The sequence below is a fragment of the uncultured Aquitalea sp. genome, assembly GCF_945957525.1.
In the GTDB taxonomy this organism is placed as follows: domain Bacteria; phylum Pseudomonadota; class Gammaproteobacteria; order Burkholderiales; family Chromobacteriaceae; genus Aquitalea.
Genome location: NZ_CAMFLA010000018.1, coordinates 64,614 through 78,862 on the forward strand (window position 1 = coordinate 64,614; position 14,249 = coordinate 78,862).

The 14,249-nt window shown below is 64.2% G+C and carries 13 protein-coding genes; 2 read left to right on the forward strand and 11 right to left on the reverse strand.

Going from position 1 to position 14,249, the window contains the following annotated elements; all coding sequences use genetic code 11:
- Positions 1-144 precede the first annotated feature (144 nt).
- Entirely contained in the window at positions 145-1,728 is a 1,584-nt protein-coding gene (locus tag Q0P52_RS15800; protein WP_293764904.1) for a GMC family oxidoreductase N-terminal domain-containing protein, read from the forward strand.
- A gap of 68 nt (positions 1,729-1,796) precedes the next feature.
- Here Q0P52_RS15800 and Q0P52_RS15805 read toward each other — a convergent pair whose 3' ends face one another.
- The 7 genes from Q0P52_RS15805 to Q0P52_RS15835 form a co-directional block, all read right to left on the reverse strand.
- Positions 1,797-2,693: a transporter gene (locus tag Q0P52_RS15805; protein ID WP_293764905.1), complete on the reverse strand. Its 897-nt coding sequence runs from the start codon at positions 2,691-2,693 to the stop codon at positions 1,797-1,799.
- 56 nt (positions 2,694-2,749) lie between these two features.
- Positions 2,750-3,991 carry an MFS transporter gene (locus tag Q0P52_RS15810; protein ID WP_293764906.1) on the reverse strand — a complete coding sequence of 414 codons (1,242 nt, stop codon included), beginning with the start codon at positions 3,989-3,991 and terminating at the stop codon, positions 2,750-2,752.
- A 266-nt stretch (positions 3,992-4,257) separates the two neighbouring features.
- Positions 4,258-5,226: a helix-turn-helix domain-containing protein gene (locus Q0P52_RS15815; protein WP_293764907.1), complete on the reverse strand. Its 969-nt coding sequence runs from the start codon at positions 5,224-5,226 to the stop codon at positions 4,258-4,260.
- Between the two features lie 215 nt (positions 5,227-5,441).
- Entirely contained in the window at positions 5,442-6,221 is a 780-nt protein-coding gene (locus tag Q0P52_RS15820; RefSeq protein ID WP_293764908.1) for a ferredoxin--NADP reductase, read from the reverse strand.
- A 158-nt stretch (positions 6,222-6,379) separates the two neighbouring features.
- The gene (locus Q0P52_RS15825) at positions 6,380-6,868 is read right to left on the reverse strand and encodes an HAD family hydrolase (protein WP_293764909.1); all 489 of its coding nucleotides are present in this window, start codon (positions 6,866-6,868) and stop codon (positions 6,380-6,382) included.
- Positions 6,862-7,908, reverse strand: a complete 1,047-nt coding sequence (locus tag Q0P52_RS15830; protein ID WP_293764910.1) for a nitronate monooxygenase — start codon at positions 7,906-7,908, stop codon at positions 6,862-6,864. Before Q0P52_RS15830 ends, Q0P52_RS15825 begins: the two co-directional genes overlap by 7 nt.
- A 73-nt stretch (positions 7,909-7,981) precedes the next feature.
- Entirely contained in the window at positions 7,982-9,127 is a 1,146-nt protein-coding gene (locus Q0P52_RS15835; protein ID WP_293764911.1) for a PLP-dependent aspartate aminotransferase family protein, read from the reverse strand.
- A gap of 177 nt (positions 9,128-9,304) precedes the next feature.
- Between Q0P52_RS15835 and Q0P52_RS15840 the strand changes: the two genes are divergently transcribed.
- Positions 9,305-11,059, forward strand: coding sequence for a long-chain fatty acid--CoA ligase (locus Q0P52_RS15840; protein WP_293764912.1), 1,755 nt, complete (start codon positions 9,305-9,307; stop codon positions 11,057-11,059).
- A gap of 259 nt (positions 11,060-11,318) precedes the next feature.
- Here Q0P52_RS15840 and Q0P52_RS15845 read toward each other — a convergent pair whose 3' ends face one another.
- The 4 genes from Q0P52_RS15845 to Q0P52_RS15860 all read right to left on the reverse strand — a co-directional run.
- A complete protein-coding gene (locus tag Q0P52_RS15845) occupies positions 11,319-11,978 on the reverse strand; it encodes an amino acid ABC transporter permease (protein WP_293764913.1) in 660 nt (219 codons plus the stop codon).
- A 105-nt stretch (positions 11,979-12,083) separates the two neighbouring features.
- The gene (locus tag Q0P52_RS15850) at positions 12,084-12,866 is read right to left on the reverse strand and encodes a transporter substrate-binding domain-containing protein (RefSeq protein ID WP_293764914.1); all 783 of its coding nucleotides are present in this window, start codon (positions 12,864-12,866) and stop codon (positions 12,084-12,086) included.
- Positions 12,867-13,009: 143 nt separating this feature from the next.
- Entirely contained in the window at positions 13,010-13,777 is a 768-nt protein-coding gene (locus tag Q0P52_RS15855) for a sulfite exporter TauE/SafE family protein (RefSeq protein ID WP_293764915.1), read from the reverse strand.
- A gap of 105 nt (positions 13,778-13,882) precedes the next feature.
- A partial coding sequence (locus Q0P52_RS15860) for a transposase (protein ID WP_293813773.1) occupies positions 13,883-14,249 on the reverse strand: 367 nt, incomplete at its 5' end.

A 14,249-nucleotide genomic window follows, 5' to 3' on the forward strand; every position in this document is an offset into this window, starting at 1 on the left:
TATAGTTGGCCGAAAGGATAGAGGGCAATCCCGGCAAGGCCCGCACGATCAAGCGACAGGTCCGGTCCGGTCAAAGCGCGGAAAATCCAGGCCTTACCCTGAATGGCCGCCCCCGCGCGGCGTAAAACCAATCAGGAGAAGGCAATGCAATCCCATGACTACATCGTGGTGGGCGGCGGCTCGGCCGGCTGCGTCATCACTCGCCGGCTGGTGGAGGCCGGCAAGCGCGTGCTGTTGCTGGAAGACGGCCCGGCCGACAATACGCCCTTCATTCACATGCCGGCCACTTTCATCAAGGTCATCGGCAGCGAGCGCACGGTGATCTATCACAGCGAACCGCAGGCGGAGGCGGACGGGCGCAGCCTGCATGTGCCGCAAGGGCGCACGCTGGGCGGCGGCAGCTCGGTCAACGCCATGGTGTATATCCGCGGCACGCCAGCCGATTACGACGGCTGGCGCGACGCGGGTTGTCGCGGCTGGGGCTGGGACGAGGTACTGCCCGCCTTCAAGAAGGCGGAAAACCACATGCGACTCTCCGAGCCCTACCACGGCACGACCGGGCCGCTGCATGTCAGCGACACCCGCTTTCGCCACCCGCTCAGCCTGGCCTTCGTCAAGGCCGCGCAAGAGTGCGGCCTACCCTACAACGACGACTTCAACGGCGCGCAGCAGGCTGGCTGCGGCTTTTTCCACACCACCACCTTCAACGGGCAACGCGGCAGCACGGCGGCCACCTACCTGGCCGGCGTGCGGCACAACCCCTTGTTGAGCGTGCTGACCGACTGCTATGTGGAAACCCTGCTCTGGCAAGGCAAACGCTGTACCGGTGTGCGCTGGCGCACGGCCGACGGTCAGCGTCACAGCGCCGGGGCCCGGGCCGAGGTGATTCTGGCCGCGGGGGCGCTGTCCACCCCGAAAATACTGCTGCTGTCCGGCATCGGCCCCGCCGCCCAATTGCAGGCGCACGGCATCGCGCCGCTGGTAGATGCGCCGGAAGTGGGCGACAACTACCAGGATCATCTCGAAGTGTCGGTCTATGGCCGCTGCCGGCACCCCATCAGCCTCCTAGGGCAGGATCGCGGCCTGACTGCGCTGCGGCACGGCCTGCAGTGGCGCTTGTGTCGCAGCGGCCTGCTCACCTCCAATGTGGTGGAAAGCGGTGCGTTCGCCATTACCGATGGCGGTGCGCGTCCCGACATCCAGTTTCATGTGCTGCCGGTGCTGGTGGGCGATGTGGACCGTGACCCGCTGGCAGGCCACGGCATCTCGCTCAACCCCTGCCTACTGCGCCCCAAATCGCGCGGCGCGGTGCGCCTTTCCGGCCCGGATGCGGCCTCCCCCTTGCGCTTCTACAGCGGCGCGCTCAGCCATGAAGACGATGTGGCCGGGCTGCTGCGCGGCGTGAAACTGGCACGGCGGATACTGCGCGCGCCCTCGCTCAAGGCGGTCATAGCCGAAGAGCTGCGCCCTTCCGCGCAAGAGCAGGAAGACGATGATGTCCTTATCGCGCACATCCGCAGCCATGCCAAGACGGTGTACCACCCGGTGGGCACCTGCCGCATGGGCGACGACGCGCGCGCGGTGCTGGATCCTCAATTGCGGGTGCGCGGGGTGGACGGGTTGCGCGTGTGCGACGCCTCGGTCATGCCCGCCATCGTCTCCGGCAACACCAATGCGCCGGTGGTGATGATCGCCGAGCGCTGCGCCGACTTCATCCTGCGCCCCTGATGCGTCAAAGCCCGGCGCAAGGCCGGGCTTCGGCAAACATCAGCCAAAGGGCCAGGCGGCCCTCCGGATCAGAACGGCGTCACCAGTTTGGCCCAGACCGAGCTGCCCTCCGGCCGGTTGCGCACGGCAAACTCTTTCAACACACGCACTTCCAGCCCCACCCCGCCCCATTGCGCGCGCACGGCCGGCCCGATGGCGAAAGCCTGCCCGCGAAAGCCGTTGCCGGCCACCGCCGCGCCGTTCTGCACATCATCGGTAGTCTGCTTGATGAAGTAACCGTTCACGCCCACCCGCCAGCCGGGCGACACTGCGTAACTGAGCGCATAGTCTGCGTGGAACAACTGGCCCGAACGGTAATCGGTGTCGCGGTTCTTGCTGTTGAAGGTATAGGTCAGCTTGGCCGAGGCTTCCCAGCCGCTGGCCGGTAACCAGGACCAGGCCCACACCGGCCGCAGGGAGTAATAGTTCTTGCCCAGATTCAGCATGGCGTTCTTGTCATAGCTGCCGGTGGGCAGATACACGTCCAGCGCCAACACCTGATGCCAGCTGCCCTCATCGCCCCAGGCCAGCAAAGGCCCCACCACGCTGTCGCCCAAGCCGCTGCGGCTGGCGTGCGCGCCGCCGGCGTCCAGACTCAGGCTGGGCAAGGACGTCAGCGCGAAGCCGCCCACCCGCCCGCCCCACAGCCGGCTGTCGGACATGTACAGCAGACGCGGCACCAGCACATCGGCGGTCAAGCCAAAGCCGGGCACCGAGGATTTGCCATCCTCGTTGTTGAACTGGCTGGCGTGATAGTGGTTGGCGTAGAACACGCCATACCAGCCCGCAGGCGGCAAAGCCCCGGCCAGAAACCCCTCCGCCCCGGCGCCGATGGAGTCCGCGCCGGATTCAGTCGCCTGCGCCAGCGGCGACAGCGCCAGGCAAACAGCGGCCGGCAGTCCGGCGCGCAACAATGCTTTGATCATGATATTCCTCGCTGGCCGCGCGGCAGCCCCGCCCCGCGCAGCCTCTTTCAATGGTTTCAGAGGGGAGCGGCGTCGAGATTGCGCACCGGCGCGCGCGCCACCCGGCGCGGCGCGGTCTCGCGCAAACCCAGCGACAGCAAAGCCGGCAGCAGCGCGGCGACGGCGGCGATCCACATCACAACCGGCAAGCCGTAACGATCGGCGGCCATGCCGGCCAGGGTGGGCGCGACAAAGCCGCCCGCCAGTTCGCCCACGCCCATGATCATGCCCAGCGCGGTGGCGATGATGGCGGCGGAAACGGTCTCGGCCGGGATAGTGGCCATGAACAGGGTGAAACACCCCAGCCCGGTGTAGGTGCAGAACACCAGTACGGCCAGCAAGCGCACATCCTGCACATGCAGCAACACCAGCGGACAGCAGGCGGCAATCAGGGAGAACGCCACCATGGCGGGCTTGCGGCCGATGCGGTCGGAAATACCCGGCACCACCGCGCCCCAGACCACCCAGGCCAGGCCCAGGCTGCTCATCACCATGCCCATTTGCGCCGGCTGCAGGCCTTTGACGCTCACCAGAAAGGTGGGCGTAAACGAAATCAGGATGATGAACCAGGTGATATAGCTGCAGGCAATCAGCACGCACAGCAGGATATTCCGCTCCCGCAGCAAGGCCGCCAATCCTACAGTTGACTGCTCCGCGCTGCGCGACGCGGCCACGACGGCGGCCTCCGGCGGCCGCTCCCGCACATGCCGCCACACCAGCCAGGCAATAAGCAGGCCCGGCAAGCAAGAAAGGTAAAAGGCAGTGCGCCAGCCGTAGGCGCCGGCCAGCCAGATCAGGATGGGCGGGCCGATCACTGCGCCGAACAAACCCGGCGCCGCGCCGTTGACGATGCCCATGTTGAAGCCGCGTCGCGCCGGCGTGGACGCTTCGGCCAACATGGATTGGGAAATGGGCAATACCGGCCCCTCGGCCACGCCCATCAGCGCGCGGAACAGCAGAAGCGCGACAAAGCCGCCCACCAGGCCGGATGCCGCCGAAAACAGCGAAAACGCGATAACCGACACCAGCAACATCGGCTTGCGCGCCTTCAGCCGGTCCGACAAGGCGCCAAAACCCACGCCGGACAGCGACCAGGTCAGCGCCAGCGCCGAAGCCAGCATGCCCAGTTGCGTATTGTCCAGTTTCAGCTCCCCCGAAATGAAGGGGAACAGAAAGGACAAGGCCAGTCGGTCGAAAAACACAAAGCCGAAACTCAGGGCCAGAATGGCCAGCAACTTGTTTTCATAGGAAAGGCGCATGGCGAGCCCTCCCTCGGTGGTGGCGAGGCCGGCGCGCCGGCCCCGTGATCTGCGTGTGCGTCATGACATGTCTCCTCTTGTTGTGTGGCGCATCGCGACCGCATGCGGTCGTGGGGAGACTGTAGCCAGAGGCTGTCGACACACCTTGCCTGAGCCGGACATCGCCGTTGCCTGCCGCTGCCATGCCGCCGCGCGGCAAAACAAAAGCGCCCCGCAGGGCGCTTCAGGCTGCTGACAAAATCAAAGACAAGACAAGCATTAGACACTCAGCGCGCAACGGGCCAGGCGGCGCTGCGCGTCTGGCTGGGGGTTTCCTCGAAGCGACGCTTGTAGCAGCGGCAAAAGTGCGCCATGTGATTGAAACCCCAGCGGAACGCCAGTTCGCTCACCGACAGATGGCGCAAGGCGGGGTCTTGCAGATCGATGCGGCAACGCTCCAGCCGCCGCCCCCAGACATAACGGGACACCGACAGCCCTTCGCGCTCGAACAGCCGCGCCAGCTGGCGGGAGGACAAACCCACCGCCCGTCCCACCAGTGCGCTGTCCAGCTCGTCCTCGGCCAGATGCGCCTCAATGAAAGCCTTGGCGCGCCACAGGCTGCACAGAGTGGATTTACTGGCGGTCGATTCGCCGCTGTGCGCCTGCCACAGCGAGTGCAGCCACTCCAGCAGCCCGCTGGCCAAATGCTCATCGTTCTCGCGGCCTGCGCCGCCGGTCAGCGTCCGGTGCACGGCCAGCGCGTCCCAGCCCGCCATCACCCGGCTGCTTTCGATGCGCACAAGACCGCGCGCGGCCCAGCGTCCCACATGGCGCTCAAACAGCGAGCGCGGAATATCCAGCACCGCCATCGACATGTCGCCGGGAAAGCCATGTCCGTAAGGCCGCGCAGTGTCGTACATCACCACGTCGCCCGGCCCGTGCAGGGCGGCGTCCACACCCTGATGGCTGAAGCCGCGTCCCTGCAGCATCAGGCAGGCGAAGATGCTGTCGCGGGCATCGTGGCGGATGCTGTGCCCGCTGCGCGCCACCGCGTGCGCGTTGGCCTGGATGGTGGCCATGCGGAACAGCCCGAAATCCTGGAAGCGCAAGCTGGCGTCCAGCCCTTGCTCCGGCGGTCGCTGACACTCGACATCGATGAGCAGCGAGCCCACCCGTTCGCGCCAGTAATCCAGCCGGTCGGCGTCGCCGACATCCTGAGTGGAAATGCGCACATCCTGCCGCAGTCTGCCGTTCATGCCGGCCTCCTGCCGCCATGCGGCGCGCGAGCAATACAACGCCGGGCGTCCGCCGACGCCGGGGTGAATGACTTCATGACGTGTCTCCTCCTGAAGGCCCTCTGACGGGGCCATGCATCAGTCGCCGCCGGTCCGGGCGTCAGACAGGCGGCACACACCATATTATTAACATGTTAATCAATGTCAAGCAGGGTCAACATGACCCGCCTCCCCGGCTACCAGCCGTTCTCCAGCACCAGATGTCCGGGCTGGCTCAAACGGCTAAGCCGGAAGCCCATCTTCATCAGCTGGCGATGGGTGTCTTCCACCATGGCCGGACTGCCGCAAATCATGAAACGGGAGCGCTCCGGCGTCAGCGCCGCCCCGGCCGCCTGCACCAGCGCACCACTGGCCAGCATGGCCGGAATGCGTTCGCCCAGTGCGCCGGGCACGGTCTCCCGCGTCACCACCGGTAGATAACGCAGCTTGTCGCCATGCTCTTGCCACAAGGGGTGCCCGCGCAGCGCGGCGATTTCGTCGCGATAGGCCAACTCGCCGGCTTCGCGCACACAGTGCACCAGCAGGATGCGCTCAAAGCGTTGCCACACTTCAGGCTGATGCAGAATGGAAAGATAGGGCGCAAGACCAGTGCCGGTACCCAGCAGCCACAAGTCTTGTCCGTCCGGCAGGCGGTCCACGGTGAAAAAGCCATTGGCCTTGCTGTCCAGCAGTACCTCGTCGCCCGCCTTCAGTTGCGCCAGACGGGAAGTGAACAGCCCGTCCGGCACCACGATGGAGAAGAATTCCAGATGTTCGTCCCAGTCGGCCGAGGTCATGGAATAAGCGCGCCACACCATGCCGCCGTTTTCCAGCGGCAGGCCAAGACGAGCGAACTGACCCGGCGTGAAACGGTAGGCATCCGGGCGACTCAGGCGAAAACTCAGCAGTTTGTCGTGCCAGCGGTGCAAGGAGAGGATGTGCTCGCGGGTGAATTTTTCTTCGGCGGGGGCGCTCATGATTAATATACGAGTAATTTACTCAAGTACTTTACGCCTTCCATCCCACTTCGGGCAACCCTGCGCGCCTGTCGTCTTTCCGCCGGGCGGCAATTCACCCGTGATGCCGGTCCAGGCGATTCCTGACCTGGCCGCAGAGGGAAGCAAGCCCGCCCCGCTCAACACCCCAGCAGGGGCGGCAGTTCGGCCAGACTGGCGATGGCCCTCACCCCTGCCGGCGTTGGCAAACCTGCACTGTTAAGCCATACCGCCTGCAAGCCGCAAGCCATCGCGCCCTGCACATCCGTGGCCAGCGCATCGCCCACCATCAGCAGTTCGTCCAGCCGGCAACCGCACTGCGCGGCGGCATGGCGGAAGAAGGCGGGCTCAGGTTTGCCGAAGCCCAAATCGCGACGGCAGAAATAATGCGTAAAACTCCCCGCCAACCCTACCCGCGCCAGCGCCTGGCGAATATCGGCGGCACAGGAGGCCGAGGCGTTGCTGGCGATGTGGCAGGGATAGCGCGCGGCAATACGACTCAGCGCCGCCGCAGCGCCCGGCATCGCCTCCACGCGCGGCCAGGCCCACATCGGCCCGCTCATGCCCGGCAAATCGCGCATCAGTGTGTCGCCCCAGTCAAACAGCAATTGCCTCGGCGGAGTCAGCATGCGCAGCCTGCGGCCAGGCTCGCCACCAGCTGGGCGGCCGGCAGCGCCTGCGCCCGATGCACCCCGGTGCCCGCCCACAGCGAAAGGCACTCCGCCCGGGACTGGCGCGCAGCGGCGGCGCGCAGGGGGCCGGTCAGCGCATTCATCAGCGGATAGGCCGGCGCGGCGGCTTCAAAATCCGCCATAGCCTGCATATAACCATTGACCACGCCACGCGCCAGGCGGCCGGAGAAAGCCCGCGTCAACCGTGTGCTGCCGGCAGGCGCTTCGGCCAAGGCCTGTTTCCACGGTGCGCTGATGCCGGATTCCGGGCAGCGCAGAAAAGCCGTACCCAGCTGGCAGGCTTGCGCGCCGGCCGCCAGCGCGGCGGCCATGTCATGGCCGTCCATCATGCCGCCGGCGGCGATGACGGGAATCTCCAACGCGCCGGCCAACTGCCGAGTCAGGGCCAGCATCGGCGTCAGCGAATCGGACTGTTCGCCAAGGAAAGTGCCGCGATGGCCGCCGGCTTCCTCTCCCTGCGCGCAGACCGCGTCCGCGCCCGCCGCTTGCCAGGCCAGGCCTTCGGCCAGGCTCGTGGCGGTGCCCACCACCATGATGCCGGCCGCACGCAAACACGCTACCTGCCCCACCGTCAAAATGCCGAAGGTAAAGCTGGCCGCCGCCGGCTGCAGGGCAATCAGGGTTTCCAGCTGTTCGGCAAACGGTTCGCACCATTTGTCCGGTAAGCCGGGTGCGGGCAGGCCCAGCCCGGCGTGCCAGGGCGCCAGACGCGCCAGCGCGGCGTCAAGGCTGGCCGTATCCGGCTGCGGTGTGTCCTGCACAAACAGATTGATGGCGAAGGGGCTATCGGTCAGCGCGCGGATGGCGGCCACCTCGCTGACCATGCCGGCCGGCGTCAGCGCGGCTGCGGCCAGCGAACCCAAGGCGCCGGCGCCGGACACGGCGGCCACCAGCGCGGGCGTGGTAGCGCCACCCGCCATCGGCGCTTGCACCAAGGGAACGGCAAGCCCGAGCTTGCGGCAGAGAGGACGGGACATGGGAAATCCTTGAGCTGCCGCCGGCGCCGCGTCAGAACAGCAGGCGCGACGCCGGGCGGCGGGACAACAACGACTAGTCGGCCAGCGCCTGCGCCAGATCCGCCAGAATGTCTTCGATATCTTCCACGCCGATGGACAAACGCAAACCGCCTTCGCGAATGCCCAACTGGGCTTTCTGCTCCGGCGGCATGCCGCCGTGCGACATGGTGTAGCTATGATTGACCAGCGACTCCACCCCGCCCAGCGACTCCGCCAGCGCAAACAGCTGCAGACGGCTAGCCACCCGGCTGGCGGCAGCGCGAGTATCGTCCTTCAGCCAGATGGTGACTATGCCGCCGAAACGACGCATCTGACGACGCGCCACCTCATGGCCCGGGTGCTCCGGCAAGCCGGGGAAGAACACTTTTTCGATCTTCGGATGGTTTTGCAAAAAGGCGGCCACGCGCTCAGCGTTGTCGCAATGGCGCTCCATGCGCAGATGCAGGGTCTTGATGCCGCGCAGCGTCAGGAAGCAATCCTGCGGCCCCGGCACTGCGCCGGCCGAGTTCTGGATGAACTTGATGTCGGTGTGCAGTTGGTCGTCGTTGACCGCCACCAAACCCAGCAGCACATCAGAATGGCCGCCCAGATACTTGGTGGCGGAGTGCACCACGATGTCCGCGCCCAGATCCAGCGGGTTTTGCAGATAGGGCGTGGCGAAGGTGCTGTCCACCGCCACCTTGGCGCCATGGCGGCGCGCAATGGCGGACAAGGCCTCGATGTCCACCAGGTTCAGCAAGGGATTGGTGGGCGACTCCAGCCACACCAAGCGGGTTTTGTCGCTGATGGCGGCCTCCAGATTGGCGGTGACGGAGAGGTCCACAAAAGTTACGGTGATGCCGGCCGGCGCCATCACGCGGGTCAACAGGCGGTAGGCGCCGCCATAAAGGTCGGCCACGGCGATCACCTCGTCGCCCGGCTTGAGCGTGGCGCGCAGCACCGCGTCGATGGCGGCCATGCCGCTGGCGAAAGCCAGGCCGTGGCGGGCGTTTTCCAGGCTGGCCAGGCAACCCTCCAGCGCGGCGCGGGTAGGCGTGCCGGTGCGGGCGTATGCAAAGTCGCGGGATTCGCCCACTTCGCTGAACTCGAAAACCGAGGTCTGATAGATGGGCGGCATCACGGACTGATGGTGGCTGCTGTTGTCGTAACCGGCGTGAATGGAGCGAGTGGCGAATTTCATGATCATTCCTGTGGAGGGACGCCCATCCATTATGCTTACGGAATGGGCAGATACGGTAACTTGACGGCATTTTGCCGGTTTTTTGCTTGATATTTGCCAAAAAACAGCCCGGATTTGCTTTACAGCCAGCAGCATTGGGGCTATTTTGCAGCGTTTCGCATTCAAACGATTGTACGAATGAAGCCAGAACGCGCTTTTGACATCCTCTTCCAGCAACTGCAGCAGTACCCCCGCACCGATTGTCTTTCCAGCCGCGACGGCAAGCTGTGGCAAACGCTCAGCACCCGGGACGTGATCGATACCGTCAACCGCATGAGCCTGGGCCTGCTGGCTTTCGGCATCGGCCCGGGCGACCACGTGGCACTGGCGGCGGACAACTGCAGTGAATGGACGATGGTGGATCTGGCTTTGCAGCAGATTGGCGCGGTCAGCGTGCCGCTCTATCCCACCATTACCCTGGATGATGCACGCTATATCCTGGCGCATGCCGAGGTCAAGCTGGCTTTCGCCGGCAGCCGCGCACTGCATGCCAAGCTGCACCAGGCGCTGGGCAAACTCAGTTGCCCCATCCATACCCTGCCGCAACTGGATGACCTGCCCTGCTGGCGCGACATCATGGCGCTGGCGCGCGACGAAGACCTGCCGCGCCTGACCGCCCTGCGCGACGCCGTGCGCCCGGACGATGTCTTCACCATCATCTATACCTCCGGCACCACCGGCCGCGCCAAGGGCGTGATGCTGAGCCACCGCAATCTGGTCAGCACGGTCACCGCCACCGCCGAACACACCCGGCTGCCCGAAGGCCATTGCCGCGCACTGAGCTTCCTGCCCCTGTCGCACGTATTCGAGCGTGCCGGCGTGTTCTACTACATGCACATCGGCGCCGGCGTGTACTTCGCCAGCGTGGAAACACTGTCCGGCTGCATGGCGGAGGTCAAACCGCACACCTTCAGCGCCGTACCGCGCGTGCTGGAAAAAGTGCACGAAAAACTGGTGAACAAAGCGCGCGAGCTGTCCGGCTGGCGCCGCCGTCTCTATCTGTGGGCCATTGATCTGGCCGAGAACTACGACCCCAACGCCACGCCGTCGCCCCTGATGCGCCTGCAACACGCGCTGGCCGACCGCCTGGTGTACCGCAAATGGCGCGCCGCCATGGGCGGCGAACTGCGCTGGGTCAATGTGGGCTCTGCCGCGCTGCAGCCGCGCCTAGCGCGCCTGTTTTGGGCTGCCGGCATTGCTGTGGCCGAGGGCTACGGCATGAGCGAAACCTCGCCGGTGATTTCAGCCAACCCCTTCAGCGCGCGCGATGTGCGCATCGGCTCGGTGGGCGTGGCCATGCCGGGGGTGCAGCTAAAGTTGGCCGAAGACGGCGAAATCCTGGTGCGCGGCGACAATGTGATGGCCGGTTATTACAAGGAAGCGGCACTCACGGCTGAAACCCTGCGCGACGGCTGGCTGCATACCGGCGACATCGGCGTGATCGAGCAAGGCTATCTGCGCATTACCGATCGCAAGAAAGAAATGTTCAAGACCAGCAACGGCAAGTACATCGCTCCGCAGGTAATCGAGAACAAGCTGAAGGAATCGTCCTTCATCGATCAGGTGATGGTGGTGGGCGACGGGCAGAAATTTGCCGCCGCGCTGATTGTGCCGCTGTTTGAAAAGCTGAAGGAATGGTGCACCGAGCACGGCATTCCCTACACCACCGATCACGACATGGCCATGCACCCGCGCGTAGTGGAGCTGATAGAGCGGGAAATCAAGCGCTTCAACCGCTATTTTGGCAGCTGGGAGCACATCAAGAAGTTCTCTTTGCTGGACAAGCCGTGGTGCGTGGACGCTGGCGAACTGGCTCCCACGCTGAAGCTGCGCCGCAAGGTGATTGCCGAGCGCTGCCGCATGCTGATCGAGGGCATGTACGTACACGCCTGAGTTTTGCCCCACCCAGCAAAACAGCCCTGCCGGCTTCTGCCGCAGGGCTGTCTTTTCATTTGGGCGCGCATCCCGGGCCGGCCCTTCGGCCCACCTTGCGTCAAGACGGAAATCGCCGCACAACGTTAGCCGGTCGTCAGCAAGAGCCGGGGCGGCCAACAAAATCCGCATCAAGGTTGAGGCAAGCCGCGCCCGCACTGGCTGTCGCGAAGCACGGCAAGCAGGCGCAAGACCCGAGCAGGTTTTTTGCGATCAGGCCTTAGCGCTGATGCGCCAGATCCAGCCGCTTTTCCACCATGCGCTGCACACGCTCGAAGGCCGCGCTCAATGCCCAGTAAATGGCGGCCGCGCCCAGATACAGCGGCAAGGGCTGGAAGGTTTGCGCAATCACTTCCTTGGTGGCCAGCATCAGCTCGGTGACGGTAATCACCGACACCAGCGAGGTATCCTTGATCAGGCTGATCAGCGAATTGGACAAGCTGGGCACCGACAAACGCAGCGCCTGCGGCGCCACGATGTAGCGCATGGTCTGCCACCAGGTAAAGCCCAGCGACAGGCCGGCGTCCCACTGCCCCTTGTGCACGCCGGCAATGCCGCCGCGCAGGCTTTCCGACAGATAGGCCGCCACATTCAGCGTCAGTGAAATCACCCCGGCGCTGACCGGGTCCAGCTCGATGCCAACGCCGGGCAGCCCGTAATAGATAACGAAAATCTGCACCAGCAAGGGCGTGCCGCGCATCACGCTCACATACAAAGCCGCCAGTTGGCTGAGCAGCGGCACCCGGCCCACCCGCACCAGCGCCACGGCAAAACCCAGCGCCAGACCCAGCACCATGGCCACCAGCGCGAACATCAGCGTATACAGCGTGCCCTTGAGCATCACCGGCAAGGCTGCTTGAAAGAGCTGCGTCCACTCCATCCCGTTCTCCTGAAACAACACGCCCCTGAAAAACTCAGGGGCGTCGCAAACCGGCAGACTACGCAAGCCGCCGCCGGTCGGCAAGCGGCAAACGCGGCCTGGCTGTTACTTGCCGGCTACCGGCGGCTTGGACACATCAATGCCGAACCACTTCACGGAAATCTTCTTGAAGCTGCCGTCGGCCTTCATGTCCGCCAACGCCTTGTCCACAGCCTGCTTGAACTTGGGATTGTTCTTGGCAAACGGGATGCCCATGGTGGTGACGTCGCCCACCGGATGGCCTGCCTTCAGCGGCAGCTTGGCTTGCTTGATGGCAAACGGAATCAGCAGGCTGTCGTTCAGCGCGGCGTCAATGCGGCCGGAGGCCAGATCCTGCAGGTTTTCCGGAGCGGACGGGTACACCTTCACATCGATGCCGTTGACGGCCTTCACCATGTCGGCGTAGTTGCTGCCCTGGCCCACGCCTACCTTCTTGCCCTTCAAATCGTCCAGCGACTTGAACACGCGGCTTTCATTCTTGCGCACGATCAGCTGGGCGCTGGAATAGGTGTAGGGAGTGGAAAAGTCGAAAGTTTCCTTGCGTTTGTCGGTAATGCCCACTTGGTTGACCACTACGTCGAACTTGCCCGCTTGCAGGCCGGCCAGCAGGCCGCTCCATTCACCAGTAGTGAATTCCGGCTTCACTTTCAAACGCTTGGCCACCTCGGTAGCCACTTCCACGTCAAAGCCGGTGAGGTTCTGGTTGGCGTCTTTGAAAGTAAACGGCGGGTAGGTGCCTTCAACGGCGATCTTGAGCGTACCGCGCTGCTTGACCGTATCCAGCAGATCAGCGGCAAAAGCATGGCCGGTAAGGGTAAGGGCCAGTGCGCCTGCGAGAAGCTTTTTCATATTAAAATAACCTTTTGTTATATTGATATCAAAAACAAATCAAAGCAGGAATATAGCAACTCTCCCGCCGCTTGCCTAGCATTATGCAGCGCCAGCGGCCGCACAAGACCCCGCCTGCACACACGACAACTCATGCACCGCCGTCAACGCACAAACAGCCACACCGTCAACACCGCCCCCACCAGCACCACAAAGGCGCGCAACCCCTTCTCCGGCAAACGGTGCATCAACCAGCCGCCCACCACCCCGCCGACAATACCGCCCGCGCCCAGCGCCAGCACCGCCCACCAGTTGATCTGCGGCGACAAGGCAAAGATAACCACCGCGGAAGCGTTCATCGTCATGGCCAGCACATTCTTGCTAGCCGTGGCCATCCGCACCTGCTGCCCGGCGATGGTCAAGGCCGCCAGCATCAGAAAACCGATACCGCCGCCAAAATACCCGCCATACACCGCAATGCCGCCCTGCACCATTAACAACAATGGCGCCGGCCAGGCATCGTGCGGCTCCCCCTCCGCTCGGGGCTTACGGAAAAAACTGCCCCAGGTAAACACCGAAGTGGCAAACAGCACCAGCCAAGGCACCAACCGGGTAAAGATGCTCACCGGCGTGGACAACAACAGCAAAGCGCCAGCCACTCCGCCGGCCAGACTGATCCAGAACAAATGGCGAAACGGCACCGGCCCCACCCCGCCCACCAGCTTGCGACCGGCAATGGCGGTGGTGATCTGGCTGGGAAACAGCGCGATGGTGCTGCTCATATTGGCCGCCAGAGGATTCAGCCCCGCCAGCAACAAGGTGGGAAAAGTAATGAAGGAACCGCCGCCGGCCAGCGCGTTCTGAATGCCGGCGTAAAGGCCCGCCAGCGCGATCAGCGCCAGCAGTGAAGGGGGCAAGGAGGTGGTAGGCATGAAGACTCCGGCAGAATCAGACAAGATAACTGTCCCATTCTGCATGGAGTAGGCTTTGTTGCACAAATCAGCCACAGGTCGAACTACCCCAATCCCCAGACGGACTTATCCCATGCGGACCGTTTGCGGTGTGCCCAGTGCTTTGAAACGATTTAGAATCGCTGCACAGATTTGAAGCTCCGCCACCTGCCGGTTAAAGTCCCGTGACTTAACCCTGTCTGCTAGCAATTTGAAACAGTGCATCTTCGTTTCGACCAAGCTGCGACGATGGTAGCCACTCCACTTTTTCCAGAGCGTGCGCCCCAGATATTTCACCGAGCGTAGTGACTCATTGCGAGCCTGATTGCCCTGTGAATTCCCTTTCCAGAATTGGCCGTTTCGTCGCGGGGGAATGATGGCTGCAGCTCCGCGCTCCGCAATCGCTGCGTGACATAGACGTGTGTCGTACGCCCCATCCGTGGTCACGGTCACC

What these genes read in the sequence shown, in the direction of transcription:
- Q0P52_RS15800 (WP_293764904.1), top strand. Translation starts at nt 145, where the DNA reads ATGCAATCCCATGACTACATCGTGGTGGGCGGCGGCTCGGCCGGCTGC.
- Q0P52_RS15805 (WP_293764905.1), bottom strand. Translation starts at nt 2,693, where the DNA reads ATGATCAAAGCATTGTTGCGCGCCGGACTGCCGGCCGCTGTTTGCCTG.
- Q0P52_RS15810 (WP_293764906.1), bottom strand. Translation starts at nt 3,991, where the DNA reads ATGCGCCTTTCCTATGAAAACAAGTTGCTGGCCATTCTGGCCCTGAGT.
- Q0P52_RS15815 (WP_293764907.1), bottom strand. Translation starts at nt 5,226, where the DNA reads ATGAACGGCAGACTGCGGCAGGATGTGCGCATTTCCACTCAGGATGTC.
- Q0P52_RS15820 (WP_293764908.1), bottom strand. Translation starts at nt 6,221, where the DNA reads ATGAGCGCCCCCGCCGAAGAAAAATTCACCCGCGAGCACATCCTCTCC.
- Q0P52_RS15825 (WP_293764909.1), bottom strand. Translation starts at nt 6,868, where the DNA reads ATGCTGACTCCGCCGAGGCAATTGCTGTTTGACTGGGGCGACACACTG.
- Q0P52_RS15830 (WP_293764910.1), bottom strand. Translation starts at nt 7,908, where the DNA reads ATGTCCCGTCCTCTCTGCCGCAAGCTCGGGCTTGCCGTTCCCTTGGTG.
- Q0P52_RS15835 (WP_293764911.1), bottom strand. Translation starts at nt 9,127, where the DNA reads ATGAAATTCGCCACTCGCTCCATTCACGCCGGTTACGACAACAGCAGC.
- Q0P52_RS15840 (WP_293764912.1), top strand. Translation starts at nt 9,305, where the DNA reads ATGAAGCCAGAACGCGCTTTTGACATCCTCTTCCAGCAACTGCAGCAG.
- Q0P52_RS15845 (WP_293764913.1), bottom strand. Translation starts at nt 11,978, where the DNA reads ATGGAGTGGACGCAGCTCTTTCAAGCAGCCTTGCCGGTGATGCTCAAG.
- Q0P52_RS15850 (WP_293764914.1), bottom strand. Translation starts at nt 12,866, where the DNA reads ATGAAAAAGCTTCTCGCAGGCGCACTGGCCCTTACCCTTACCGGCCAT.
- Q0P52_RS15855 (WP_293764915.1), bottom strand. Translation starts at nt 13,777, where the DNA reads ATGCCTACCACCTCCTTGCCCCCTTCACTGCTGGCGCTGATCGCGCTG.